Here is a 26,512-nt window from a genome sequence, read left to right as displayed (position 1 = left end):
CAACGCCTCTGATGCCCGCACTGCTGGCCATCCACCTCGGATCGGTCCTGACCTTCTTCCTGCTGACGCCCTACACAAAAATGGCACACGGCTTCTATCGGCTTGCGGCGCTGGTCCGGGATGCACAACGGAAAAGAGAAGTGTCCGCAGTCCGTTAACAGCCCGTCGCGCCTGTGTGAGCAGAAAGAACATGCAATTGGATCAAAAATTATCTTGAAGATCTCTGCGCCGCAGAACTTCGAGTTGCGGACAACGTCCGGATTGGGCCGGTTGGTCTTGATAGTTATTTAGCCGAGCTGCAGAAGCTGCAGCCGCCAATGACCTCAAGTTCCAAATGTTCTCGGGTTTTGGCAATAATAAGATTGGTCATTCTGTTTCTGACGACCTTGCCCATAAATTGATATCTTCTTCCGAACTGATTTCATCGATCTTTTTCAACTCGTCAGAACTGAAGTCGAGATTATCAACAACGCCTGCGCAGTCGACGATCTGTTCCGGCCGGGACGCACCAATCAGAGCGGTCGTCACCCGTCCGCCCCGAAGCACCCAGGCCAGAGCCATTTGCGCCAGAGTCTGACCACGTGCTTCGGCCATGTCGTTCAGAGCACGGACACTTGCCAGGGACCGCTCGTTGATCATGCCATCGAGCAACGACTTTCCTTGCGTGGCACGGCTGCCATCCGGAACATGGCGCAGATATTTTGACGTCAGAATGCCTTGTGCCAGTGGCGTGAATGCAATCGATCCTACCCCAAGATCATCCAGCGTATCGAGCAAACCGTCCCGCTCCACCCAACGGTTGAGCAGATTGTAAGAAGGCTGGTGAATTAGACAAGGTGTCCCAAGATCGTTGAGAATCTTCACCGCCTCGCGCGTGCGTTGGGAGTTGTAGCTCGAGATACCTGCGTAGAACGCGCGACCCGACCGTACGATATGATCCAAGGCACCCATTGTCTCTTCGAGCGGGGTGTCGGGGTCAAAGCGGTGGGAATAAAAGATGTCGACATTATCAAGCCCCATGCGCGCGAGTGATTGGTCACAGGACGCAATCATGTACTTGCGCGACCCCCATTCTCCGTAAGGTCCCGGCCACATGTCGTAGCCTGCTTTGGAGGAAATGATCAGCTCATCCCTGTAACCCGCGAAATCCGTTTTGAGGATCTCGCCAAATGCCTCTTCGGCTGAACCGGGTGGTGGACCGTAGTTGTTCGCCAGATCAAAGTGAGTGATCCCATGATCGAACGCCGCACGACACATGGCGCGCTTGTTTTCGTGCGGTGAGTCTGTGCCGAAATTGTGCCACAGCCCCAAGCTGACAACAGGGAGTTTTATACCGAACCGCCCACATCGCCGATACGCCATCCGCTCGTAGCGGTCCGGCTCCGGGGTGTACGGCATGGGTTTTGGCTTTGGCGGTCGTTGAGCTTTGGTCATGCGCACATATCCCGCGAAAGTCAGTCATATTGGCGGATTGAGAAATGGCGGCGGTCGTGAAACCGGCTGGGAAATCGAAACGGTAATCAATCATGCCCGGCGATTTGACCCATGCGTCAATGGTATCCCTAGTGTTTACCGAGAGTTCAAACTGAACGGGTCGCCGGGTTTGCTCTGGGTCACAGACACACTCTCGCGAACGCCGTCATCTCTGACCAAATCGCTGACGCACAGTTTCACCAAATCGCATCCGCGAAGCTTGCTGTCGACGGCCACGTTGGACAGCGCAAGGTCGCGCAGATTACGCGCCAGTTCGAGCCGCGCGTGGCTCGCCCAGACCTGTTTCGGCAGCAGCGACATTTTCTGGCCGACGGTCCGGGCCCTGTTCCAGGCTCTGCGTTTCGGGGTGACTGCGGGAAGTTGGCCTCTTGGCATATTAGGTCCTCCAATCCTCCCTCCAAGCCCAGGCATCAGCATCGCGCTGACACCTGACTCTAACTGGCGTTTAGAACGGCCGTTGTCCGGTTGCTTGTTCGTTGGGAAATGCCGTGGCAGCATTGGGCCGGTCTGAGCCCATGCCTCCCGAATGCCGCACAGCGTTCGAAGGGCGGGTTTTGAAACTTCTAGCAGAGCAGCGAAACGACTTGATCGGTTTCGGGCCTCCGCTTGCCAACATCAGGCAGTTGAGCGCACAGATGACGCCCGGCATGGCAGGTGCGTTCGCTGGCAGGTTTCAGCGCTCCGTTCGCCAGGGCGTCTTCAATCAGGCAAAGATGCCCGATCAAGACGCCGGCACCGGCCTTGGCCTCTTCTACCGCAAGGCTATAAAGGGAAAACCTCGGGCCGCGCGTCGGATCGCTTGTGGGCGTGGCTGTTGCCTTTGACCAAACGGCCCAGTCATCTGCCCAGGTCTGGTCGTGCAGAAGCGCCGCTGTCTCGAACTCTGCGCCCCGTTCCAGAAGCGCAGGTGCGCACACGGGAACAATCTCATCGGCACAAATCGCGACCTGATCGGGGGATCCATCCGGCACATCGAAGAAGATCGCCAGATCGAACAGTTCTCTCGACAGGCTCGGCGGGGCTTCCATGGCCGTGACCGAGAAGTTGATCATGGGGAAGTGCGCTCTGATCTTGTTCAGTCTTTTAGGCAACCAAAGCTGAGCGACAGAGGGAAGGGCTGCGATGTGAAAATCCACGTCCGGTCCAAGGTTTCGCAAGGCGCGCGTTGCATCCGCCAAAGCGTCAAAGGCAGATGTGAACCTCGAGATCAGCGATGCTCCGGCCTTTGTAAGCTCAACTCCTTGAGCGTTTCGGCGAAAGAGTGACGTGCCTGCCCAATCTTCCAGAGTTTTGATATGCTGGGAGATCGCACCGGGCGTGACGCAAAGCTCATCCGCAGCCGCGACAAAACTGACGTGGCGCGCAGCGGCTTCAAAGGCCCGCATGGCGTTCAGTGGTGGTCCTTTCGGACGTTTGGGGGCGACACTCATTTTTAACCTTAGTTTTTCTACGCCAAGAAATAGCAAATCTGCTTTGCGCTGTCACGCTTTGGGCGCCAGATTGGCGCAAACAGGAGGATGGTGGATGATACTTGCACAGCGAAACTGGGTTCCCGGAACGAGCGAAACTCTGGTTCAGGATATTGCCAACCAGACTGCGTCCAATACCTCGGCCGATCTTCTTGCCCGGGTTCAGGACCTCGCAGAACGGAACCGTGTGATCCACGAGGAGGAATGCTTCAACCTGAACCCGGCAACCAATGTCATGAACCCCAGGGCAGAGGCGCTCTTGTCGTCAGGTATCGGTTCGCGCCCGTCCTTGGGCTATCCCGGTGACAAGTATGAAATGGGATTGGAAGCGATCGAAGAGATCGAGGTCATCGCCGCCCAGCTGTCCGCCGAGGTGTTCGACGCCAGATTTTCTGAAGTCCGCGTGCCCTCTGGCGCGATCGCGAACCTTTACGGATTCATGGCGACGTGCAAACCGGGTGACACGATTATTGCGCCGCCTGCGTCGATTGGCGGGCATGTGACGCACCATATCGCGGGCTGTGCTGGGCTTTACGGCCTGCGAACGGTCGAGGCTCCGGTAAACGCAGATGGCTACACGGTCGATCTGGATCAGCTTCGAGTATTGGCCCGGGCCGAACGACCCAAGCTGATCACAATCGGCGGCAGTCTGAACCTGTTTGAACACCCAGTGGCCGACATCCGTACAATTGCGGACGAGGTCGATGCCAAGGTTATGTTCGACGCGGCCCATCAATGCGGGATCATCGCCGGGCGGGCATGGTCGAACCCGCTGAAGGAAGGGGCCCATTTCATGACGATGAGCACTTACAAAAGCCTTGGGGGGCCGGCTGGCGGACTGATCGTCACCAACGATGCCGAGATAGCAAAGGCGCTGGATGCCATCGCGTTTCCCGGGATGACTGCCAACTTCGATGCTGCGAAGACGGCTGCTCTGGCGGTGACCATGCTGGATTGGCGCGACTTCGGGGAAGCCTATGCCAAAGAGATGATCGCAATGTCACAAGCCTTGGCTGCGGCATTGGACTCTGAGGGGGTTTCGGTCTTCGTAGGGGCCGATGGATTTACGAACTCCCACCAGTTCGCCGTATTGGCCGAACCCTTTGGTGGCGGTCAGGCGGCGTCGAAGAAGCTGCGCCCGAATGGATTCCTTGCCTGCGGCATCGGACTGCCTGTGGCTGCGGTTGACGGCGATATGAACGGGTTGCGCATTGGCACGCCAGAACTGGTCCGTTGGGGCATGACGACGACCGATGCAAGTCAGCTTGCCGGGCTGATAAAGCGTGGCCTTAACGGCGACGATACGGGTCAGGAGGTGGCCTCATGGAGAAAAGACTTCGACACGCTCTGCTTTGTTCATTGAGACTGACAGCAGCCATTGGTGCCTTCCTGACGACAGGCGGCTTTGTCACGCATGTGAGAATTGCCGTCGAGATTTTCGCTGCGCCATGAACGAATGGCAGCGATCTCTTCCACCACGCGGCGTCCTAAACCGAGCACCTGCGGCGATTTTCGTGCTGCGCGCGCTCGCAGCGAAAATCTGAGAGATCTCCTATTGGCTCAACGCGGACCTTAGCCGCAGCGCTAGTGAATGGCCGTTGTCTATGTTGGGTCAGAATTGCTTGACGTTTGGGTCAGAATTGGATGACGCAGTTTATCCATTTGTTGAGGTTTTGGAAGTCGGTTGAGTCAGAAAACAGTGACGTTCCACAGCTTTGTCTGGCGACACATAGTTCTGCCACCAGCGACAGAACCTTGTCATTTTCGCCTCACTCCCTTTATCCAGCTTCCAGGCCGACATTATTGATCTGACTTCCTTTTGGGAAAATCAGGGCTGATTTGCAGATCAGACGCCAAAGGCGCCTGTTCCTGCTGATCTGCCACGTAGCGAACGCGGATGGGGGCGAGGCAATGCTATTCGACAATAGTGGTGCGGCCAGCAGATTATAGAAGCTGAGCTTCGTTGCGCTCTGCCTCATGAGCCAGTCGGGGTTAGTGTCGCCGTGCGCTCTTCGAATTGGAGACGCGAGAGCGCAATCCATACGGCCATGATTGGATTATGAAGTTCAGGTTTCGCGTCATAGGCCTAATATTCCCATTAGGATTGCGAATCTAACATTAATGTCAGATAATACTCTCACCAAAAATTAAGACGCAGTGGGAGGAACTAAGACAATGCGCAGAAAGACACGACTGAAGCACCTCGCCGAAAAAGTACAAAAAGGCGAGCGTATCGTCGGCATGGAGTGCCATGACACGCCAAGTGCAGTCATGGCAGAAGAGCTCGGAATGGACCTTCTGTGCTGCGGCAGTCCAGGACCCATGGGACTTATGGGCCATCCGTCCATGGCAACGGTCGACTTCGAAGAACAACTCTACATGCTGGAAGGTGTTCTCAGAGGCGCGTCGTCCCCGTTCATCATTTGCAACATGCCGAACACAACGGCCTGTATCTCGATTGAAGAGTCAGTGCGCAACGCAGCAAAAGTCGTGAAACTTGGTGCTGACGGGGTCCACATCGAACCCTCTCTTGGAACTGTAGATCACATCCGAGCAATCGTAGATGCTGGGATACCTGTTGTTGGTCATTTTGGTGTTCAAGGTGAACGTGCTGTCATGAACTCTGGTCATTCTCCCGCAGGACGAACGGCCGAAGAAGCCGCCCAGATTGTCGAATTGGTGAAGGCTTCGATTGATGCTGGTATTTTCGCGGCGCTCTTCGAGCATACATCTGTTGAGCTTACGAAGTGGTGCTATGAAAACCTACCTGTGGCCGTGGCCAGCCTTGGATCTGGCCCTCACGCGCACGGGATTTTCCATGTATCGAGCGATATCATCGGGTGCTCGGTCTTTCCTATCCCGCCAAAGCGAGAGGTTTTCGGCGATGTATGGGGCGAGATGCAACGTGCCTACGGAGCCTACTTCGCTGCCGCAACGAACGGGCAGTTTCCTAAGCCTGATCAGAGTCATACGATGCATGAGGGCGAACATCAAAAGTTCCTCGCAATGATCAACTAGGATATGGATCACACAACGCAGCCAGGCCCCGCAGATTTCTTGCGGTGGCTTGCTGCTTTGCCCTTCAAACGAGACTTATGTGTGGAATGTGGAGCCGGTCGAGCCGAGTTTTCCGCATACTTGCAGCCAATGTTTAGCCGGGTCATCGCGACCGATTCCGCGCCGCCATGCAAGTCGTTGCAATACGTCCCCGTGCAAAAGTGCCGTGCAGAGGCGTTACCGTACTCGGCAAGCAGCGTAGACCTTCTATTTTCTATGCAAGCGGCTCACTACTTTGATCTTCAAAAACATACTCATGAGGTAAGAAGGGTCTTGCGGCCCGGCGGGATTTTCGCTGTCTTTTCATGGGGAGTGGCAGAGTTGCCAATTCAGGTAACTCAGGCCTATGCGCCCGTCTTTGAAGCGATTTCCCCATTTTGGGAGACGGAGCGAAAGTGGGTTGTCAGCGGATATAAAGGTTTCAGGTTCCCGGGGCTGCGCATTGAGATCCCACAGTTCCACCTCACAAAGTGGCTTACACCAGAGGGTCTTGAGACCGAAATGGCGTCATGGTCTGGGGTCCAAGCGGCCTCCAGGGGCGGCATCGAGTTTCCAGAACCACGACTCGCGTCTTGCGGCTTGCACGAAAATACAAAATTTGAATGCAGGTGGCGTATTATCGGTCAGGTGTATCGTTACTGACTACTTCCAGACCATCGCGGCCACTGAATTGTGATGGACCACATCATTCATCGGGCAATCCGGGCAAGTCTCCGAAGCCGGAACGTTCTTGCAACCCTGGCACTTACTGACTGTCTTGGATGCTTCGACAATTTCAGACCTGAGTTCCAAAGCCTGTTGCGCTTTCTCAGAAAGCAACTCGGCAAGGTTATCCAACAACCCCCCAACAGATGATGCCGACTCATCACCGGTCTGATGTTTCAGGCGCTCTTGCGCTATTTCCGAGAGGCTGTCCAAACCGATATCCAGCAATCGCAACCGATGAATCAAGCGCGCAACCGACAAGTCGGAATCGCTGTATAGTCGCGTACCCCTTGCCGACTTTGTTGGTGCAATAATCCCAAGACTCTCGTAATGGCGCAGCATTCGCTCCGTCAAACCTGATTTTTCGACGATCTCACCGATTTTCATAGCAACGCTTCTCGTGAATGTGGGCTTGTTTATCTAACATAGTGTCAGAAAACCAGCGTTATTGCTGGTTCAATTGCTTCACCGCAGCACCGTCATGTTGTGCAAGCCTCTGCTCTGCAGACATCAGTTAAGCCCATTTCTCTCCATCGCTCGCCGCGCAGGTATTTGAGCTAAGCTCTTTATTTTGTTTGCTTCCGGCGGGAGTAGTTGCGGGAGGCTTTGGCTCTGTTTCCTCAGGTTTCCATGATGCACCACTTGCGCCGGGCGTTTTTGGTTTCGTCAAGAAACAGCCAGCCGCAATCGGAGCCGGGGCACGTCTTCACGCGAGTCAGTGCGCGCTTATCGCTCAGTATCGACAACGCGGAGATTGCGATCAGCCGAATCAAAGGCCAGCGGCGCAGGCTTAATAAAGACCGGTTTGGCAAGGCTTCAAGCCTCTGCAATTGTATATCAATGTTCAGATCTATAAATTGTGCGGGGTTCAAAATTGCACTTCTCAGGTTTGATCTGAACGCACGAATTGTCTCGTTTGACGAAGAGTGAAGCGCATTGGGCAGCCCGAGTTTCTGAGCCAAAATGTCTAAATCAGCGGTCGTTCCAATTTTCTCGTTTAGGACCTGATTGTCGTTCGTCCAGTTTGCCGTGTTCAGGGAATCCAATGCCAGCCTGCCTGTAATCTGTCGAACAATGGTGTGTGTACTGTAGTTCGTGACGCTTTCTAACCACTATAAGGGTTGATCTGCATTGCGCTTTGAACCCTACCTTTACCATGGTTAGAAAAATGCTGCGCCCAAAATATGTTATGAAAACCGTAGGTTCGTCCAGACAAGGCGGGGAGTCCTGTGCGGAGCGCTGCGGTTGGCTCCAATAACCATCTTTGTAATTCCGTTTGGAGTGGGCTTTGGAGAACCGGCCATTGAAAATGGGTTAAGCGTCTTTCAGACCGCGATGATGTAGAGATCGATGAATGGTGCGTTGATCTGATCAATATTTTGGCCGAGCGCGGGGCCCTGGATCACCTGAACCCCGAAGAACTCTTAAAGCTGGGCCAGTATCCCGTTCGAGTCTATTGCCCCGTTTTCGGTTTGCGTCGAAACGGCAGATAACCGAGCATACTTAGTCAGTGAAGCAGACAGTTAGTTAAGAATATCAGCTATGGCACCTATCAGGTTCAACACCTTGTGCGTCTCTCGGTTCACCTGATACACATAGTCTCCGGCACGCACATAATAGCCGTTTCGCCGCAGCCCATATCGGCTGGGATTGTCGATACGCACATACCCATCATAGATGTAATCCCCAACCCGATATCGTTTGACTTGCCCCGGGGGCACGCATGGAACCGCTTTCTTGGCCAATCCCGGTGGGCAATGTTTTGCTTTGGATTTAACGAGAACGGGCTGCAGTTCCGTGTTAATATCGATAATATGTTTAAGATTGTGAGAATGAGCGTCGAAGTTCGCGCTCGAAACAGGCGCGGTCTGAGCGATGAATAACGTCGCCGCGAATCCCAATGCCGTTTTCATCACTTTTGCCTCCTTTTGCGTCATATCCCAGTTATGATCTCCGTTCGGATTTATCCAACCCATAGGCGGAGAATGGCTTGTCGATGGCGACTTGAGCTATGCCGCGTTGGTTTGTTTCGCACGACATTCTCACCTAACGACCTTCCAAATCGTCAAACCGGAAGGGGCAATAGCTGGGTCGCGCGGCCAGACAATTCATTTGTTTTTGTCTCGTAAACAACATTAACCGAAGGTGAACAATGTATTCTCAATGCGTTCAACCAAGCTTGGGCATAGTGATCGAGTTGGATCGAACGACACCTAGTTCGTTTGGTGGAAACAAGGGGAATAAGATGGTCAAGCCTGCCTTTGTGACTGAAGACGACAGCAGAGCTGCTGCGATGCGAACCGCCGGCAAATCTGTTGAAGAGCGTCTGCAAACCACGATGAATTCGAGCAATGGTCGCTTCCCTCCTGTCGAAAATGCACTGACAGAGATTATTAAAAACAAGCGGCTATCCGAGGCTCACCAAAACGTCTGAAGGCGAGTCAGCTGACCCCCGAACAATTCTCGATTTCGTCCTAAATATCGGAATTGTACCTAAATCCCGTCCCATCTTGGGGCGGGATTTTCTTTGTGCGCGCCGCGGTTGCCGAAAGCCAACGCTTGAAGCGTCGAAAGGCCCTTGACCGTCCCGGCTTTCGGTACGTCCAAGAGTGGAGGTCAACAATGGGCAATCAGCTTCAGTTCATAGCCCAAGAAGCGATTTAACCTGCGCTTCAACCGCGTCGGTGACCGGTTTGTTGGCGGCTGCTTCCAAGGCTTCACGTTCAGCCAGGTCCTGCTCTTCAACAAGCTCTGCCAGTTCTTCCGCCTCTTCGACAGCTTCGTTGTAGTCAATGGCGGCCTGTCTTTCGTCATTTAGGTCCTGGGCTTCCTCGATCGAGTCGTCCAAAGCGGCCTGGGCTTCTGCCAGCTGTGCTTCGATGTCAGGATCTGTACCACCCGCGTCTTCCAAAGCCTGCTCAAGCTCTTCAACCTTGTCGCGGTTGGCTTGAACGTCGCCCAGCGCGGCTTCCAAATCATCCTCGATTTCTTGAACTGACCGGTCTGGTTGTTCCAGTCCTGCAAGAACCTCCAACTGTTCTTCCAGTTCCTCACGCAATGGCTCACCTGCCAGCACCGTGTCTCGGTACTTGGCTATTCTGCCAACCCGTGAATTGGGTGCGGCATTGGCCAGTGCAGTTGGGCTTGCATTGGCCGCGTTAAGCGCGCCCAGTTCCGAGGGATGAGCGCCAAGAAGCGCTGCAAGACGGTTGCCTTTGGTTCGGGAAACAGGGCGTTTCGACTCTTCCACAATTACAGTCTCGCGAACCGTTTTTTGCGCCTTGGCCTTTTGCGCTCCACGTGTTGTCGTGGCGCCCTTGCGAGTGGATTCTGTTTTGCGGGCTTTGCTTTTTCCTTTGAACAAGTCCTTCAGAGAGAACCCTCCGCCTTTCTTCTGACCGGACCGAGCAGACTGAGACTTTGTTTTACTCTGTCCGGATTTCCCGGCCTTGCTGCCGCCACGGCTTTTGTCGGCCCCTTTCCCGCGACCGCTATTGCCAGCAGAGCTGCGATCCCCGCTGTCGCCCTTAGCGCCGTTGCCGTTGCCACCACCATTACCGTTGCCGCCGCCATTGCCATTGCCGCCGCCATTACCGTTGCCTGGCTTGGCATAGGCAAAATCGGGAGTTGCGACAGTGGCGACAATGGCTGTTGAGCCCAACAAGGCGATTGCGATTGTCGAGGCTTTCAGCAGTCCGCAATTGGTGGTTTTCATCTCAATCTCCTCACAACTCACAGCAACGGCTGTCAGCATTCACAGCTTAGCCGCTGTATCCGGGCAGCATGATCCCTGGTCGAATCAACAAAGTTGGGCTGCATTAAACTTGAGGTCGCTTGAACGCAGGGCTAACTGCTTGTTCATCATCGGTTCACGTCCGGCCTTATAGTCTTCGTCGACTGTGTTTGAGGGTGTAATGCAAGCCAAAGTGTTATTTCTGGTTGTGGCTTTGCTGACCGTCTTGTCCGGAGGGCAAGCGGATGCGGACGCGCGTGAACTCAAACAGTCTGAACTGCGCATGGCGACGTTGTCCGGCAACGCAATACGGCTGAACCGTGTCATCAAGGGCGTGGAAAAAGCCTTCGGTGGAACGCCAGTCGATGCGCGCGCATTCAAAACGGACAAGATTTACTATCGTATTCTGGTCAAAAAGCCGGGCGGAAAGATCGTCAGTGTGATCGTAAATGCCCAAACCGGCACAGTCGTCTCGAACCGTTCAAGTATCGGGCGCGAGATTTCCGAGGCCGCACGCAATTCAACCAAATCCAAAAGCAATAATGGTCAGAGCGCCTCTGCCACCCGTGGAAACAGCGCAGGTCGCAGCAATGCCGGCGGCAACAGCAACGGTGGTGGCAACGGTAACAGCGGTGGCAATGGTAACGGTGGCGGCAATGGCGGTGGCAACGGTAACGGAGGCGGCAATGGCGGCGGAAACGGGGGCGGCAACGGCGGTGGAAATGGCAACGGTAATGGCGGCGGCAATGGTGGCGGCAATGGTGGTGGAAAAGGCGGCGGTAAAAAATAGCGTGAAGCTGACGACCCTTTACCTATAGTTTCTCGATATGCGAATACTCCTTGCTGAAGACGAACCCCAGCTTTGCGAGCAAGTGAAAAAGCTGTTGGGTGCGGAAGGCCGCGTGGTCGATGTGGCAAATAATGGGACGGATGCCCTGCATCTGGGGTCGACCGAACCGTACGACATGATCATCCTCGACATTGGCCTGCCCGAGCGTGACGGTATCTCGGTTCTGCGTGAATGGCGCAGCGCGGGTGTCAAAACCCCGGTTTTGATCCTGACTGCCCGAGACGGCTGGAGCGAACGTGTCGACGGCCTGGATGCCGGCGCGGATGACTATATGACCAAGCCGTTTCACATGCCCGAGCTGGCCGCGCGGGTTCGTGCCATCTTGCGACGCCAAAGCGGCCAGTTGAACCCCGTGATAGAAATGGGGGATGTCTCACTGGATACACGAAACGGTCGGGTCAGTGTAGGAGGCATTCCTGTCGATTTGACCGCGCAGGAGATCGCAGTTCTGACCTATCTGGCGCATAACATTGGTCGTATGGTGTCACGCACTGAGTTGTCCGAACATATCTACGAATATGACGGCGACAGAGATTCCAACACGATTGCCGTATTCGTTACACGCCTGCGCAAAAAACTGGGCTCCGATTTGATCACTACCGTCAGGGGGCGGGGCTACATGATCGATCCAACCTGATGCTCTCGTTGCGTCAACGGGCCTTACTCGGTGGTATCGCCTCGGGAGCTTTGTCGGTAGGCGTTGGTACGTTGGTGGTGTTTTCCTACATCAATACGCGCGTTCTGGATCAGTTCGACGGAGCGTTGCAGGACCGGCATACCCAACTTGTCGTTGGTCTCAGCGCCACCACGGATGACCCTGAAACCTTGCGACAATTGGTGTTCGACCCGGCCTATGGCACGCCTTACTCGGGACGCTATTGGCAAGTAACGGACAGTGCCGGGGCCATCTATACGTCTGCCTCGCTCTTCGATGAAACGATTGCCGAACCTCCAAGCGCAAGTGGCGAAACAACCGTTTGGAACACCATGGGCCCGGATGGTGAGGCCATTCGCAGCGTCTACCAGAAGATTACGTTCGAAGACGGGACGGAATGGGGCGTAACAGTCGCCGAAAGCAGAAGCGAACTGATCAACGAACGCAGCGCCGCACAAAGAAACTTGCTACCGGTCTTCGGCTTGGTCGGTTTGATCGGCGTGGCCAGTTCTCTTTTGCTGATGTCCGCCATTGTCGGCCCGCTCAGGAAATTGCGCGCCGATGTGGCCCATCGCTGGGATCAGGGCGATGATCTGGTTCCCAAAGACTACCCGGACGAGGTTTCCCCCTTGGTGGAAGATCTCAATAAATTGCTGCATCGAAATCGCGAAATTGTCGCCGGTTCGCGAAGGCAGGCGGCGGATCTGGCGCATGCGCTCAAAACACCGACGGCCATCTTGCGAAACGAATTGGCCGAACTGGCAGACGCCGGAGCACATACCGAGCCCGCGGAAGAGGCCCTGACCCGAATAGACGCGCAGCTTAGCCGTTCACTCGCGCGCATGCGTGCATCAAACACCGGAGAGCTGACGCATTCCAGGACAGACCTATCGAATTCGGTCGAACGGCTGTCCCGGCTGTTCTCGGTCATGGCAGAGCGCGAGGGGAAGACGCTTGTCTCGGATTGCGAGGCTGGTCTTCGCGTCCGAATGGACCCTCAGGACATCGAGGAAGTGATCGGAAACCTTCTCGACAACGCCCTTAAGTGGAGCCGGGCAACATTCCAAATCACCGCGAAACGCACGGACAGCGGTATCGAACTTTGCGTGGAAGATGACGGGCCCGGTATTCCGGAAAGTGCCCGAGATGAGGTCTTGCGTTCCGGCAGTCGGTTGGACACTTCTATAAGGGGGACAGGGTTGGGCCTGTCTATTTCCGTGGATTTGTTGGCTGCATATGGTGCGAAGCTAGAACTCGGAGCATCGAAACGTTTAGGCGGCTTGGCTTGTGAAGTGACGATTGATCTATGAGAAAAGCGTATCGTCAAATGTAGCTGGCGTCTCGGCTCTGTTCCCACACTACGCTAAAGTCTCTGGTTAATTCAAAAGTAGACCTTGTAGAAGTTGTAGGGAGAAGGGGCAACAAGGGACGCCCCTCAGTTCAAATTGGCCTGGACTATGGCTTCAGATATTTACTGATAGCCGCAATACCTGCTTCGGCGCAGATGTCTTCGAATTCCTTGCCATCTGCATCCTCACCAAGAGAACCGACAATTCCGATGCAACCGATGACGGCGCCTTCGTAAACGATCGGGATGTCCTCTGAGAGGGTAACCAGGCCGATTTAATTGAAGACAGCACCTAACGTAGGTTCATGCTCATTTTGGGCCTCAATCACCGAGGACGCTTCGCGGCGTGATGCGGCCGTGTTTGCTTTGCGGCTGTTGGTGTGAACGGTGTGGGGAAACGCGCCTTCGCGTATCAGTTGGACGCGGGGCTACGCGCGTTGGTTTGCGACCGTAACCGTGGTGGCAAATCCCATACCTGCGCAGCTTTGAGATGCGACTGTGGCCGCAGTTTGTGCCCATTCTAGGGGAATACTCATTTCCATGTACGGATCGGCCAGCGCAGCGCCGGTCAGCAAAGCCGAGGAGAAACAGGGTGTCTTGGCAAACATATTCATTTTGACGTCCTTTTCCGAGAGGTAGTTGGGCGAGTGGTTGAAAGGAAGGATCTGCACTGGCCGTCGTTTTGCAGTTTTAAACGTGGCTCTGCGAAACTAATTTGGACCAGCTCTACACACGCGTTGACGAGGTCGTGCGTTTATGCGGCGCACATCTTATGTCGCACGAACCGGCAGGTGTATTGGGGATGTTGGCAGGTCTCCTCAGCCAATGGGTAAGGCGACGCTCGGATTTGCTGGGGCTGCATTGAACAGCATGCTGGCAAGCTTTGACATGCGGCCTCAGCCCGTCGATGACTGGAGTGTACCGATCCTTGCAGCCGCCCAACAGATCGGGGTGTGAACCGTCGCTACTGCCTATCCACCCATCGGTCCCGTAGGACGCATCTGGACAGAGCCGAACCCAAATTGGCCGAGGCTGGTGTTTCGCTGCACCGGGTGAGGCGCAAGTACGATAGTGTCGCCTGGCCCCACGCAAAATCCGGCTTTTTCACTTTGAAAAAGAAAATCCCAACCATTCTGGCAAATCTGAACTTGTTGCGATGAATCGTTCCGGCGCGCGCAAACGGCGGCGACCGGGGCAAAAGAAGAACAATTATTTGCCAAAGGTACGGCGCGTCATATTTCGCTTCTAAACAGAACGTGCCGGAACGACCATGCCCATTGCCACAATCCTTCTGCCCAACCAGCTATTTACCGATCATCCGGGTTTTGCAGAGCCCCCGGAGCTGGTGGTTCTGTTCGAGGATCCATTGTTCTTTGGCGACGCGAGATATCCCGCGCGGATGCATAAGCAAAAGCTCTGGCTCCATCGGGCCAGCATGGCGCGTTACCAGCAGGATTTGATCGCCAAAGGTTTGAATGCCGAAATTTACCCTTATGAAATGCGGACAGATGCTTGCACACGTCTGTTTCAGCGGCTGGCAAGGACAGGGATTGATCGCGTCGTAATGGCGGATCTGGTGGATTTCATTGCGCGAAATCGAGTCGAAAAGGCCGCAGAGATTGTGGGTATCGCTCTGGAGATACGTCCATCGCCCGGCTTTCTGAACACAGGTGCAGATAACGCGGCGTGGATCACAGGCCGAAAACGTTGGTTCATGGCCGAGTTCTACAAAAGTCAGCGTCGTCGTCTGGATGTCTTGATGGACGGCGATCAACCAATGGGGGGCCGGTGGAGCTTTGACGGGGATAATCGCAAAAAGGTTCCAAAAGCGCTGCTTGGCAGTTTGCCGTGGATTGATTGGCCCACGCATGGCGCCGTTGACCAGGCTGCAAAGGATAGCGTGATCTCTGAGTTTCCGGACGCGCCTGGGTCGCTGGACAGGCTTTACTATACGACATCGCATGGGGCCGCAGCGGATTGGTTGCAACAATTCCTCGAACGCCGGTTTCGTCAGTTCGGCGATTTTGAAGATGCCATCGTTGAAGGGGAAGGCTGGCTTTGGCACGCTGTTCTGACACCCGCGCTGAACATCGGGCTGCTGACGCCCAAACAAGTGCTGGACGCGACGCTTGAACACGCGCAGACACGGGATATCCCCCTCAATTCGGTCGAGGGGTTTATCCGACAGATCATTGGCTGGCGAGAGTTCATGCGCGCCACCTATGAACATCTTGGCGTCGAGATGCGGACCACCAATCATTGGGGCCACAGCCGCAAGATGCCCGCCTCTTTCTACAATGGCACCACCGGCATCGACCCGATTGACGACACAATCGGGCGCATTCTGCAGACTGGCTATTGTCATCACATCGAACGGCTGATGGTTCTGGGAGGTTTTATGTTCCTGTGCGAGATCGACCCTGATGAAGTTTATCGCTGGTTCATGGAGATGTTCGTGGACAGCTATGACTGGGTCATGGTTCCAAACACCTATGCCATGAGCCAGCACGCCGATGGTGGGCTGATGACCACCAAACCCTATTTTTCGGGTTCAAACTATATCCGGAAGATGAGCCATTGGGGCAAAGGCCCTTGGGCAGAGGTTTGGGACGGCCTGTATTGGCGTTTCATTTTCAAACATCTGGACAGGCTTGCACAAAATCCGCGCTGGTCGATGATGTGTAAAACGGCAATACGGATGGATTCGGAGACCAAGAAAAAGCACCTGATCGTCGCCGAGGTTTTTCTGACTCGGCAGCAATGAAAGCGCTACCGGACATTGACCTGTTACCCGATAGAGTCTGTTACGAAGTCCGTTCCAGAATGGCCGAAAAGGTGTTTCTGGCTTGTTTTCGCCAAACCAAAGAGGTTCAGGCTTTGGCTCAAGGATCTATTCGGCCACACATCCTCAGCATTTGCGGGTACGGTTGCCATCAACAGTGATATCCGGAGTAGTTGGGCAAAGGCGATCAACCTTGGCTTTAGTCAAGTTCTCGACAAGACGCATCTAGCGAAACCCATCTTCCCCGTCCGAGTGCAGTTTTGGACCGCGTTCTTCGATAGGTTCAATTGCGTTTTCAACCGTTCGATTGGGCGCCGCTTGGACATCGGTGATGCGTGTTGTGGATGGTTTTGCCCATTTCACCGCGTTGCGGAGAACCAGTCGAACAGTCTCGTCATGATACGTGGGATAGGTTTCGTGCCCTGGCCGGAAATAGAAGATGTTACCGGCCCCGCGGCGGTAGGTCAGGCCTGACCGGAAGACCTCGCCGCCCTGAAACCAACTGACAAAAACCGTTTCAAGCGGGTCCGGAACGCTGAAAGGCTCGCCGTACATTTCTTCATGCTCGAGTTCGAAATAGTTCGGCAGCCCTGACGTGATCGGGTGTCCGGGGGCTGTCACCCAAAGGCGTTCGCGCTCACCAGCTTCGCGCCAGGTTATTGAGCATGGCGTGCCCATGAGTTTTTTGAAGATTTTGGAAAAATGCGCCGAGTGTAACAGGATCAATCCCATCCCTCCCCAAACGGCATCTGAAATGCGATCTACAACCTGGTCCGAGACGCCGCCATGTGCGGCGTGCCCCCACCAAAGCAGCACGTCCGTTCCGTCCAGTCGGCTTTGGGGCAAACCATGTTCCGGTTCCTGCAAAGTTGCGGTTGTCGCTTCGATTTCCGGGTCTTGGTTGAGCGCGCCGGCGATACAGTCATGCATACCACGGGGGTAAATCGAGGCGACTACCTGATTGGTCTGTTCGTGGACGTTTTCGCCCCATACGACGGCGCGGATCATGATGAAAGGCTCCGATTAGCGGTTGTTTCGTGGCGCGGCGGTGCTTGCACGTGGGATTAGTTCGGGGGCGATAATGATCGGTTGGTCGGCCCCTTCTTCTTCGTTCAGGATCGACACGAGCTTTCGGCAAGCCAGACGTCCCCAGTCGCGGCGTGGCAGGCGTATGCTGGACAGGCCCGGGTTGAAAATGGCGGCATAGGGCATGTCATCATAGCCGATGACAGAAATATCTTCCGGCACCCGCACTCCGGCGCGCACCAGCCCGTGCAGCAATCCGGTGGCTGTTTCATCGTTGTGAACGAATACCGCAGTCGGCAGATTGCCCGATGCCAGCAATTGCTCGGCTGCCTCCAGACCATAATCGACCGAGAGCTGACCCATCAATTCACGGTCTTTTTGCAGTGGGATGCCCGCGTTTTTCAACGTCTGGTTAAAGCCGTGATAGCGGCGCTCGAACCCATTGGTGTGTAGCGGTCCACACACCTGAGCGATATCGCGGTGCCCAAGTTCTATGAGGTGCCCGGCGGCCAGACGCCCGCCTAAGACGTCATCCGTTCGCACTGTCGGCAGATCAATTTCTTTGTGCCCGCCGCAAGAAACGACCGGCGGGCCTGAATAAACGCCGTTGGCGTCGCTGGGCAACAAATCCTCGAGAAAGCCGTTTGTGTTCAGGATCAGCCCGCCAGCCTTGTTCATCAACAGCATGTCCGAGAACGCACGCTCGCTTTCGGCGTCTTCCGAGGTGTCGCCTATGAGAAGGACGTAACCATGCGCGCGCGCTTCTTCTTCGATGCCCTTGAAGAATTCGGCGAAAAAGGCATTCGTGATCTCAGAGACCAGAACGAGCAGGGTTTTACTGCGCCCACGCCGCAGGTCGCCTGCCGCCTGATTGGCCCGATAGCCCAGCCGTTTCATGATCTCGAACACGTGCTCGCGCGTTGCGGCTTTCACATCGTCCGGGCGCGACATGGCTCGACTGACGGTTGCGATCGAGACACCAGCCTCGCGAGCCACATCTTTGACGGTTGGACGCTTTGAACTCATATCTTCTTCCAACTTGATTCAGGCGGCGATCGGCCGCCCTTGGTCATTGAATTTATGGATGAATCCCGGTTGGGGTCGCAAGTGGATGGTGTCTCCTACATCTTGGTTCTGCTGACCATCAAGGCTTACGGTCAGAACACCTGCATCCGGAACCCGCACATATAGAATTGTGTCGTGGCCCAGCCGTTCCACCAGAGTCACTTTGCCTTCCCATGCGTCGTCAGCCTGACCGACGGCAAAATGCTCGGGCCGAATGCCCAAGGTTGAAGCACCTACGGCTTGAGCATAACGCCCCTTGACGAAGTTCATCTTGGGCGAACCGATGAACCCCGCGACAAACTCGGTGGCGGGGTGGTTGTACAGGTCCATTGGGCTGCCGACCTGTTCGATATAGCCGCCGTTCAGGACCACGATGCGATCCGCCATGGTCATCGCCTCGACCTGATCATGGGTGACGTAGATCATCGTTGTTGCCATACGTTGATGCAGTTCACTGATTTCCACCCGAGTTTCCGAACGAAGCGCCGCGTCAAGATTCGAAAGCGGTTCGTCCAGCAGAAAAACCTGCGGGTTGCGGACAATGGCGCGACCGATGGCCACGCGCTGCCTTTGACCACCGGACAGCTGGCCCGGTTTACGGTCAAGGAATGGGTCAAGTTTCAGCGCATCGGCGGCCTCTTGCACCTTCTTTTGGATTTCATCTTTCGAACGGCGCTCAAGATTGAGCGAGAACCCCATATTCTCGGCCACTGTCATTTGGGGGTAAAGCGCATAGGACTGGAACACCATGGCAATGTCGCGTTGGCGCGGCGACAGATCGTTGGCGCGTTTGCCGCCAATCATCAGATCGCCTCCGGTCACTTCTTCAAGGCCTGCAATCATCCTGAGCAGCGTAGATTTTCCGCATCCTGAAGGGCCGACAAAGACGATGAATTCCCCGTCTGCAATTGACAGGTTGATGTCATGAAGCACTTCGACATTACCATAAGCCTTGGACAGGTTCCTGAGTTCAACTCCAGCCATCTCTTCCTCCCTTACCCGGCCGCCAGTGGCGCACGGATGATGTTTCTTACGGTGTCCAAAGACGCAGCTTGCAGCCGCCGTTCAGGGGACCCTGACAAAATCGCTTCAACGTCATGCAGGATCATATCTCCAATCGGGTGGCGGCCACCTTCCACGGCAGCTGCACGGTGCGGCGACCAGATGACATTGTCGACCAATCGCAGCGCGGCGCGCTTGGACACCGGTTCTTGTGGGAACACGTCGCTGGCGACGCGAATGCGGCCAGCGCTGGCGGCCTCAACAAGAGCGTCGAAATCGACGAGATGAGACCGGCTGATCACAACAACCAGCGTCCCGGGTTTCATCTTTTCGATAAGGGTTCGGGATACAAGCTGATAATTCTCGTCGGTGGGCGTTGCCGCGATGACGACAAGGCGGTTGTTGGTGGTCACTTGCTCCAAGTCGCAGAATTCGACACCGTCAAACGTTGTTCCGCTTGCTTTCAGCCACGGATCATAGGCTTCGATCTTTGGGGAAAATGGCGCAAGAAGGCGTACGCATTCCTGCGCGATGGACCCGAACCCGACAAACCCAATGCGTTGACCGTAAAGCGAGAAATCCGTGCCGATATTGTCGTTGAACCACCTTTCGGATCCGGCGCGGAAGCGTTCGTGCTCATCAACGATGCCGCGACCGCCTGCGATCATCAGACCAAGCGCCATTTCCGCGACCGAGCGTCGAAATCCCGGCGCGCAAGACAACACTTCGATACCGCGCTCGAAACACGCATCATAGTCGAGACCGGTTTGAAAGGTGCCCGAAACCTCGATCACCGCGCGTAGGTTTTTGGCAGCATCCAGGTCCTGCCGGTTCAACTCCGGCCTGGCGGCGGCGACAAACTCTGCGTCCGGCAGCCGTGCGAGAAAATCCGCCCGCGGCATCGCCCAGTTTACGCCACCATGAATGTCGCAAAGCTCGCCCAGGGCCGTGTAGGCAGACGGTCGGAATAATTCTTCCAACTGGCGAAAGTGTTGATCTAGAATGAGAAGGGGTTTCGACATGTTTCGCCTCACTTCACCGCGCCCGCGGTCATGCCGCGCACGAAGTGGCGTTGGAAGAACAGGAACAAAAGAACGACCGGGATCGCCATGATCACGGTACCGCTGGACAATCCGGTCACGTCGCGGGTCATGGTCCCCTGAAAGTTCAACAGACCCACCGACAGCGTGCGCATTTCGTCCTGGGTCAACAGAAGCAGTCGCAGCAACAGATCGTTCCAGCTCCAGAGAAACTCAAGCAGTGCGGTTGTGACCACTGCGGGTGTGGCAATCGGCATGACGACGCGGCGGTAAATCTGAAACTCGGTCGCACCGTCGATCCGGGCCGCTTCGTGCAGCGCCTTGGGGACGCCCTGAAAAAACGATGAGAACATGAAGACGAAAACCGACACGGCCAGGGCAAGGTCCGCGAAGATGACACCCAGATGGGTGTTGAGAAGGCCAAAGGACCGAACGATTTGAAAAAGCGGCAGGACAATGGCCGTCACAGGGATCATCAATCCAATCAGGAACAGGATTTGCAGCACCACCTTGCCGCGAAACTCCATGAAAACCATGGCATAGGCCGCAAGCGAGGCGATAAAGATCATGACGACAGCATCAACGACCGAGATGATCAGGGTGTTGAAGAAATACACGCTAAAGCCACCATCGGTCCAAACGCGCGCATAATGCTGGAAGGTCAGGCTGATCGGCGGATACCACGGCGGGTTCACCAATTCGGTCGTGGGCTTGAGCGATGTGAAGACCGTCAGAATGAGCGGAGAGACCATCACAACAGCGATGACGCCCAGAATGAACAGCAGAATCCAGCGTCCCATCACCGATCCTCTCTGTTCTGAATCTGCATGTAGATGATCGTTGCAATACTGACGATCACCAGCAGCGCGACGCCAATGGCCGACCCATAGCCATACTGGTTCTCCAGCGCCCCGCGTTTGTACATGTAGGTCGATAGAATTTCGCTGAACCGGATCGGGCCACCCTGAGTTGTGGCCCAGACGATGTCGAAGACCTTGAACGATTGCGTGAGTGTCAGAATAAAGACCACAGCCGTCACAGGCCTCAGGGCGGGCAAAGTGACATAGCGGAAGGATTGCAACGGATTTGCGCCATCGACCCGCGCGGCTTCGTACAGGTCCTCGTCAACGGCCTGAAGTCCGGCAAGGAAGATGATGACGCTCAACCCGATTGTCGACCAACTATGTGCCAAGGCCAGCGCGTATAACACCACATCGGGGCTGCCCAGCCAGGGGGAGGCGAAAGCCCCCAACCCGATATTCTCAAGCACCTGATTGATGACACCTGTCGGCTGATACATCCACCGCCAGATCGTGGCGACGGCCATCGGAGAGATCACGACCGGAAGAACGATGCATGTCTGGATCAGCAATCGCGCTTTCCAAACCCGCGCGAGCATAGCGGCAATCACCAGGCCAAGACCGACATTGATAACGATGATCACGCCGGACCAGACAAATGTATTCCGAAAAGCCTCCCAGAAGATCTTGTCAGAGAACAGTTTTTGATAGTTCTCCAACCCGACAAAATTCCGCTCGGGGCTGATTCCGTCCCAATCGGTAAAGGAATATTCCAGCACCGAATAGGTCGGGTAGATCGCAAAGACGATGTAGATCGTCAGCGCGGGCAGCAGAAACAGAACAGGGTTCAGGCGCTGCGCTAATTTGGAATCCGGGTCGAGAAACATGGCTCCACCTTCGACTAATGCGAGTCGTTCTTTGGGAGTGCGCCGGTCCACAGGCACGGCGCCCATGGACCGGCGTTTTGCCGAAAGGCCTTACCGTTCGGCGATGCCACCGGGCAGCATGATTTCACCGGCTTCCTTCGCGGCGGCCCATGCGGATTGCATTTCCGCAGTGAATTCTTCGGGCGTCATGACATCCAGAAGCAGGGCTTGCAGCCCATCATAAGAAACCGTGGTCAGGCTTCCCGGTGTGATGGTGTCCAGAAACGCCGGAACGGATCCGTTTGCCGCGTGATCGTCCGATGCTTTCCAGATGTCCACGGCCAACGCGGGCATCTGGGCCTCGCTCAGCGCCTGATCAAGTGGACCGACCGGAACTGTGCCGGCGTTCAGCAGCGCGACGCGACCTTCTTGCGACGCGAACATGTAGTTCATGAAGTCAATCGCGGCGTCTTTGTTGTCAGAGCTTTCGCGAATGTACCAGCCACTGCCGATAGAGTTGGTGGGGTGGATTATCTGGCCATCTTCAAGTGGCGGCACGGCGAAGACGCTAAAGTCGTCGATGCGATCACCTGCGGCCTCGGTTCCGCCTCCGATCACCCAAGGTCCGGTGAAGGTCATCGGCACTTCACCGGCCCAAAACCGGTCCATCAGTTCACCATATCCGATTGCAACCGGTGTCGGCCCGAACCAGCCCGCTTTGCCCATCTCTTGCAGTTTTGCCGAGGCAGCCACAAAGGGCTCGTCAGTCCATGCGCCATCGCCAAATAGAACGTCCTCGATACCTTCGGGACCCGCGTAGCGACCAAACATCATGGACTGCCAATGCGACACGGGCCATTTGTCGGCAGCGCCGAGACCAATGGGTGTATCAAAGCCCGCCTCTTGCAGTTTCGCCACGGCGGCTTCCATGTCAGCCCATGTGGTGGGCACGGAAATTCCGTGTTCGTCAAAGATTGCGCTGTTGTAGAACATACCGGTCGTCTCGACCTCATTGCCAAAGGCCCAAAGCTTGCCGTCGCTTGATGTCTGCACCACGATGCCTTCGGGGATTGTGCTGCTCCAGTCATTTGCGAAATAGGCATCTGTCAGATCGGCGACGAGGCCGCCCGCAATAAGGGCCGCCGGTTGACCCGGGCCGGTTCCAAACGAGAAAAGATCAGGCCCTTCGCCAGCCGAAAGGGCGGGGATCAAAGCGGGGTTAAACAGGTCGGAAGAGTTCTTGACGATTGTCACCGTAACATCCGAATTCTGCGTATTATAGGCTTCGGCGAGATCATCGTAGACATTTGTTTGACCGGGTTCCCCGGCAACCCAAACAACCACTTCCGACTGTGCGTATGTCATTATTGGCACTAAAGAAATCGCAGTTGCGATCGCACTGGCTGTGACAAACCTTTTCATGTTTTTCCTCCCAGTTTCGATGATTCTTTGTTCAAAATGTATACGATTACATAAAAATGTAAACGAATACATTTTTTCAATACTGTAGGCCGGCGAAATGCAGGCCTCGAAATTTGAGATCCTCCGTTCTCAAACAATTGCCGGGCGTCGCGCTGAAACAGTGTGCACACCCGTACTGTAAAGCGAGGCATCATCAACGTTGCTTGGATCGGCTTGGCGGTTCACAACCGCGGGGCAACGGTATCAAAACCTGCGATTCCGGGTGCCAGAAAACAAAGTTGTTTCAGCACTTGTTTAGCGACGGTTTCGATGGCGAATCATTGCTTTCACGAAATGTTCGGAAAACGCTTCCGTTGCCTTTCGGCTGCGAAAATCATCGTTGCGCTTCAGCGTGGGTCCCTGGTTCCATCGTTTTTAGTCGCCATAAATCCGCTGCGTGGCGAAAAGTCGATAAGCATTTGAAAATAATAAGGTAAATTTTCCAAAACGCGCGGTAAGTGTTTTCGGCGGGTCCTGAATATTCAATTATGAAACGTTTCATATTGACAGAAAAGCGATTCGATGGCTTCGTATAAAGACGGTGGATCGGCGTGAAAGATTGCCTTTCCGAACAAGCTGAAAACCTAGGGAGGCTCTTATGAAGCTCATGAAATTCGCTGCTGCGGCAGCGACCGGAATTCTATTGTCCGCAGGTATGGCGGCGGCTGACGATAAACCGGTCGTTGGCCTAATCATGAAGTCGCTGGCCAATGAGTTTTTTCAAAACATGCTGGTTGGGGCAGAGGCGCACGCTGTCGAGCGTGGCGACTATGAACTGATTGCCGTCGGGATGCAGAACGAGACGGATTTTGAATCCCAGATCAATGCGGTCGAGAACTTTATCACGCAGGGCGTCGATGCAATCGTCGTTGCCCCGGCAGATTCCAAGGCGATGGTCCGCCCGCTGAAACGCGCGATGGAAGCGGGGATCATTGTGGTCAATTTTGACGTCGCACTGGACGAAGGCGCGAAAGAACAGCAGGGCGTGGAACTGGCTTTTGTCGGCCCGGACAATCGCGGCGGGGCGAAACTGGCGGGTGATGCCTTGGGCAAAGCTCTGGGCGAGGGCGGCAAGGTCGTTATCATCGAAGGCAATCCCGGTGCAGACAATGCCAATCAGCGGCGCATGGGCTTCGAAGACTCGGTTGCGGAATACAAGCTTGACCTGCTCGACAGCCGTACCGCGCATTGGGAAACCGAAGAAGCCAACCAGGTTTTTTCGACCATGCTGACGGCAAACCCCGATATTCAGGGCGTGATGGCAGCCAATGACTCGATGGCCATCGGTGTGGTCAAGGCGCTGGAATCTGCGGGGCGCGACGACATTCTGGTGGTCGGATTTGACGCGATCCCAGCGGTTCTTCCGATGATCGAGGATGGTCGCTTGCTTGCGTCGGTGGATCAGTTTGGTGCCGATATGGCCGCGAATTCGATCGATCTCGCCCTTGAAGTCATCGCCGGTGGGCCGCAACTGGAAGGGTGGGTCAAGACCCCTATCGAGTTGGTTACCAAATAAGGTGGAACTCTCGCGGATGCCCGTTACCCCTCTAATCGGGCATCCATTACTCTGGCTGAACAAGGTCGAACCAATGTGCGCTGATACCTCTCTCCTGACTGTGAAGAAACTGCGAAAGTCCTTTGGCGGCGTGCATGCTCTTGACGGGGTTAGTTTTGACCTGATCGCGGGCGAGGTCCATGCACTTGTCGGCGAGAACGGCGCCGGAAAATCGACCCTTATCAAGGTGCTTTCCGGCGTCCACCCTTTTGATGAAGGCACAGTTGAACTGGACGGGCAACCGTATAAGCCATCAAACCCGCATGACGCAAAAGCAGCTGGAATTCAGGTGGTTCATCAGGAGTTCAATCTGCTCAACGATCTCAGCGTCGCGGAAAACATCTCGATCGAACATCTCCCGCGCAAACGGTTTGGCATTCTGGACCGGGGCGAAATGAAGCGCCGGGCGCGGCTGGCATTGGATGCAATCGGGCTAAGTGACATCGACGTTTCGACCCCCGTAAGAACACTTGGGATTGCGCATCGGCAGTTGGTTGAAATCGCCCGCGCCCTGCAAAGCGAAAGCCGCATCCTTATTCTGGACGAGCCGACAGCCACGCTCACCGAGCGCGAAACCGAGCGGTTGTTCAAGATCGTGGACGGGATCAGAGCGAAGGGCGTAACCGTCGTGTTCGTATCGCATCATCTGGAAGAGGTCTTTGCCATTTGCGAGCGTGTCACCGTTTTCCGCAATGGTCAGACGGTCGTGACCAAAGACATAACTGACGTAACATCAGCAGACGTTGTCCGGTATATGGTCGGGCGCGAGTTGGAGGTCGATGCCGCGCATGGGCGCGAGGTCAAACAAAGCAGTGACATCGCCCTTTCGGTTCGAAACCTGCGCACCATGGCCAATCCCGGGCCCGACGGCGTTTCTTTTGATCTGCACAAGGGCGAGATTCTTGGGATTGCCGGATTGGTGGGTGCCGGACGCACCGAAGTTCTGCGGGCCATATTCGGGGCCGATCCAACTGTGTCGGGACAAGTGTTCCGCGACGGTGCGCCGTTGAACATCAAAGGCCCAAGGGATGGAATCTCGGCCGGGATCTGTTTCGTGACGGAAGACCGTAAAGAAGAAGGTCTGATCCTCGATATGCCGATAGCGGCAAACACGACGCTGGTTGATCTGGCCTCGGTAACAAAGCGCGGGCTTCTGGATTTTGCCGAAGAAAGACGACTGGCGACCCAAAGCGGTGCCAGACTGCATTTAAAATACGGGAAACTGTCGGATGCGGCCTCCAGCCTGTCCGGCGGCAACCAACAGAAAGTCGTTTTGGCAAAATGGCTTGCACGGAATCCCGACATTCTATTGCTGGATGAGCCGACACGCGGCGTCGATGTTGGTGCCAAGGCAGAAATCTACTCGATCCTGCGCGATCTGGTGTCCGAAGGTATGTCCATGATCGTTGTCTCTTCGGAACTGCCCGAACTGATTACACTGGCGGACCGTATTCTCGTCATGGCCAATCACCGCATTCAGGGCAGCCTGGAACGGACGGAATTTTCACAGGAACGAATTCTGCATCTCGCCTACGGGCAGCAGAGCGACACTGAAAGGAAAACGGCATGAGCACGATTGAATCAATTCCGCCTGCATCAAGGGA

General features: G+C 55.3%; 25 protein-coding genes. 10 read left to right on the top strand and 15 right to left on the bottom strand.

Annotated elements, in window-relative coordinates; translation table 11 throughout:
• Positions 1 to 366: 366 nt before the first annotated feature.
• From mgrA to ACR0AC_RS04975, 3 genes are all read right to left on the bottom strand, one after another.
• A complete protein-coding gene (gene mgrA, locus ACR0AC_RS04985; protein WP_480872226.1) occupies positions 367 to 1,398 on the bottom strand; it encodes an L-glyceraldehyde 3-phosphate reductase in 1,032 nt (343 codons plus the stop codon).
• Positions 1,399 to 1,569: 171 nt separating this feature from the next.
• Complete coding sequence (locus ACR0AC_RS04980; RefSeq protein ID WP_480872209.1) at positions 1,570 to 1,869, bottom strand: site-specific integrase; 300 nt, start codon at positions 1,867 to 1,869, stop codon at positions 1,570 to 1,572.
• 188 nt (positions 1,870 to 2,057) lie between these two features.
• Positions 2,058 to 2,924, bottom strand: coding sequence for a LysR family transcriptional regulator (locus ACR0AC_RS04975; RefSeq protein WP_480872207.1), 867 nt, complete (start codon positions 2,922 to 2,924; stop codon positions 2,058 to 2,060).
• Between the two features lie 94 nt (positions 2,925 to 3,018).
• Between ACR0AC_RS04975 and ACR0AC_RS04970 the strand changes: the two genes are divergently transcribed.
• The 3 genes from ACR0AC_RS04970 (at position 3,019) to ACR0AC_RS04960 (ending at position 6,662) form a co-directional block, all read left to right on the top strand.
• A complete protein-coding gene (locus ACR0AC_RS04970; RefSeq protein WP_170456599.1) occupies positions 3,019 to 4,326 on the top strand; it encodes an aminotransferase class I/II-fold pyridoxal phosphate-dependent enzyme in 1,308 nt (435 codons plus the stop codon).
• An 812-nt stretch (positions 4,327 to 5,138) separates the two neighbouring features.
• Positions 5,139 to 5,981, top strand: a complete 843-nt coding sequence (locus ACR0AC_RS04965) for a 3-methyl-2-oxobutanoate hydroxymethyltransferase (RefSeq protein ID WP_170456597.1) — start codon at positions 5,139 to 5,141, stop codon at positions 5,979 to 5,981.
• A 3-nt stretch (positions 5,982 to 5,984) separates the two neighbouring features.
• A complete protein-coding gene (locus ACR0AC_RS04960; RefSeq protein WP_480872204.1) occupies positions 5,985 to 6,662 on the top strand; it encodes a class I SAM-dependent methyltransferase in 678 nt (225 codons plus the stop codon).
• On the opposite strand, the gene ACR0AC_RS04955 is transcribed toward ACR0AC_RS04960, so the two are convergent.
• The 3 genes from ACR0AC_RS04955 to ACR0AC_RS04945 all read right to left on the bottom strand — a co-directional run bounded on the left by ACR0AC_RS04955 (position 6,663) and on the right by ACR0AC_RS04945 (position 8,638).
• Positions 6,663 to 7,112 (bottom strand): MerR family transcriptional regulator, encoded by a 450-nt coding sequence (locus ACR0AC_RS04955; RefSeq protein ID WP_480872202.1) that lies wholly within the window; start codon positions 7,110 to 7,112, stop codon positions 6,663 to 6,665.
• 233 nt (positions 7,113 to 7,345) lie between these two features.
• Positions 7,346 to 7,771, bottom strand: a complete 426-nt coding sequence (locus tag ACR0AC_RS04950) for a CGNR zinc finger domain-containing protein (RefSeq protein WP_170622689.1) — start codon at positions 7,769 to 7,771, stop codon at positions 7,346 to 7,348.
• Between the two features lie 477 nt (positions 7,772 to 8,248).
• Positions 8,249 to 8,638: a hypothetical protein gene (locus ACR0AC_RS04945; protein ID WP_480780098.1), complete on the bottom strand. Its 390-nt coding sequence runs from the start codon at positions 8,636 to 8,638 to the stop codon at positions 8,249 to 8,251.
• 332 nt (positions 8,639 to 8,970) lie between these two features.
• Between ACR0AC_RS04945 and ACR0AC_RS04940 the strand changes: the two genes are divergently transcribed.
• Positions 8,971 to 9,159: a hypothetical protein gene (locus tag ACR0AC_RS04940; RefSeq protein WP_170456588.1), complete on the top strand. Its 189-nt coding sequence runs from the start codon at positions 8,971 to 8,973 to the stop codon at positions 9,157 to 9,159.
• 207 nt (positions 9,160 to 9,366) lie between these two features.
• Here ACR0AC_RS04940 and ACR0AC_RS04935 read toward each other — a convergent pair whose 3' ends face one another.
• A complete protein-coding gene (locus ACR0AC_RS04935) occupies positions 9,367 to 10,440 on the bottom strand; it encodes a hypothetical protein (RefSeq protein WP_480780099.1) in 1,074 nt (357 codons plus the stop codon).
• A gap of 232 nt (positions 10,441 to 10,672) precedes the next feature.
• Here ACR0AC_RS04935 and ACR0AC_RS04930 point away from each other — a divergent pair, with 232 nt between their 5' ends.
• From ACR0AC_RS04930 to ACR0AC_RS04920, 3 genes are read left to right on the top strand one after another with little or no spacing between them, the layout of a single operon-like run.
• The gene (locus ACR0AC_RS04930; RefSeq protein ID WP_480872200.1) at positions 10,673 to 11,248 is read left to right on the top strand and encodes a PepSY domain-containing protein; all 576 of its coding nucleotides are present in this window, start codon (positions 10,673 to 10,675) and stop codon (positions 11,246 to 11,248) included.
• 37 nt (positions 11,249 to 11,285) lie between these two features.
• Positions 11,286 to 11,945, top strand: coding sequence for a response regulator transcription factor (locus ACR0AC_RS04925; RefSeq protein ID WP_170736664.1), 660 nt, complete (start codon positions 11,286 to 11,288; stop codon positions 11,943 to 11,945).
• A 50-nt stretch (positions 11,946 to 11,995) separates the two neighbouring features.
• Positions 11,996 to 13,273, top strand: a complete 1,278-nt coding sequence (locus tag ACR0AC_RS04920; protein WP_170622691.1) for a sensor histidine kinase — start codon at positions 11,996 to 11,998, stop codon at positions 13,271 to 13,273.
• Between the two features lie 466 nt (positions 13,274 to 13,739).
• On the opposite strand, the gene ACR0AC_RS04915 is transcribed toward ACR0AC_RS04920, so the two are convergent.
• The gene (locus tag ACR0AC_RS04915) at positions 13,740 to 13,925 is read right to left on the bottom strand and encodes a hypothetical protein (protein ID WP_170456580.1); all 186 of its coding nucleotides are present in this window, start codon (positions 13,923 to 13,925) and stop codon (positions 13,740 to 13,742) included.
• 656 nt (positions 13,926 to 14,581) lie between these two features.
• Between ACR0AC_RS04915 and ACR0AC_RS04910 the strand changes: the two genes are divergently transcribed.
• Positions 14,582 to 16,075, top strand: a complete 1,494-nt coding sequence (locus ACR0AC_RS04910) for a cryptochrome/photolyase family protein (protein ID WP_480872197.1) — start codon at positions 14,582 to 14,584, stop codon at positions 16,073 to 16,075.
• 243 nt (positions 16,076 to 16,318) lie between these two features.
• On the opposite strand, the gene ACR0AC_RS04905 is transcribed toward ACR0AC_RS04910, so the two are convergent.
• From ACR0AC_RS04905 to ACR0AC_RS04875, 7 genes are all read right to left on the bottom strand, one after another.
• A complete protein-coding gene (locus tag ACR0AC_RS04905; protein ID WP_480626434.1) occupies positions 16,319 to 17,101 on the bottom strand; it encodes a ThuA domain-containing protein in 783 nt (260 codons plus the stop codon).
• A gap of 15 nt (positions 17,102 to 17,116) precedes the next feature.
• Complete coding sequence (locus ACR0AC_RS04900) at positions 17,117 to 18,145, bottom strand: LacI family DNA-binding transcriptional regulator (protein WP_170456576.1); 1,029 nt, start codon at positions 18,143 to 18,145, stop codon at positions 17,117 to 17,119.
• Between the two features lie 18 nt (positions 18,146 to 18,163).
• Positions 18,164 to 19,168: an ABC transporter ATP-binding protein gene (locus tag ACR0AC_RS04895; RefSeq protein WP_480582939.1), complete on the bottom strand. Its 1,005-nt coding sequence runs from the start codon at positions 19,166 to 19,168 to the stop codon at positions 18,164 to 18,166.
• An 11-nt stretch (positions 19,169 to 19,179) separates the two neighbouring features.
• Positions 19,180 to 20,208: an NAD(P)-dependent oxidoreductase gene (locus tag ACR0AC_RS04890; RefSeq protein ID WP_480872194.1), complete on the bottom strand. Its 1,029-nt coding sequence runs from the start codon at positions 20,206 to 20,208 to the stop codon at positions 19,180 to 19,182.
• A gap of 8 nt (positions 20,209 to 20,216) precedes the next feature.
• Entirely contained in the window at positions 20,217 to 21,026 is an 810-nt protein-coding gene (locus ACR0AC_RS04885; protein ID WP_480582933.1) for a carbohydrate ABC transporter permease, read from the bottom strand.
• Positions 21,026 to 21,913 carry a carbohydrate ABC transporter permease gene (locus tag ACR0AC_RS04880; protein ID WP_480780103.1) on the bottom strand — a complete coding sequence of 296 codons (888 nt, stop codon included), beginning with the start codon at positions 21,911 to 21,913 and terminating at the stop codon, positions 21,026 to 21,028. Before ACR0AC_RS04880 ends, ACR0AC_RS04885 begins: the two co-directional genes overlap by 1 nt.
• A 90-nt stretch (positions 21,914 to 22,003) precedes the next feature.
• The gene (locus tag ACR0AC_RS04875; RefSeq protein WP_480872192.1) at positions 22,004 to 23,257 is read right to left on the bottom strand and encodes an ABC transporter substrate-binding protein; all 1,254 of its coding nucleotides are present in this window, start codon (positions 23,255 to 23,257) and stop codon (positions 22,004 to 22,006) included.
• A gap of 694 nt (positions 23,258 to 23,951) precedes the next feature.
• On the opposite strand from ACR0AC_RS04875, the gene ACR0AC_RS04870 reads away from it, so the two are divergent.
• Both ACR0AC_RS04870 and ACR0AC_RS04865 read left to right on the top strand, forming a co-directional pair.
• Positions 23,952 to 24,869, top strand: coding sequence for a substrate-binding domain-containing protein (locus ACR0AC_RS04870; protein ID WP_480626433.1), 918 nt, complete (start codon positions 23,952 to 23,954; stop codon positions 24,867 to 24,869).
• A gap of 73 nt (positions 24,870 to 24,942) precedes the next feature.
• Entirely contained in the window at positions 24,943 to 26,478 is a 1,536-nt protein-coding gene (locus ACR0AC_RS04865; protein WP_480872190.1) for a sugar ABC transporter ATP-binding protein, read from the top strand.
• Positions 26,479 to 26,512: the final 34 nt, after the last annotated feature.

This window comes from Ruegeria sp. H7 (assembly GCF_056532945.1).
This window is presented reverse-complemented; position numbering and strand designations above follow the sequence as displayed.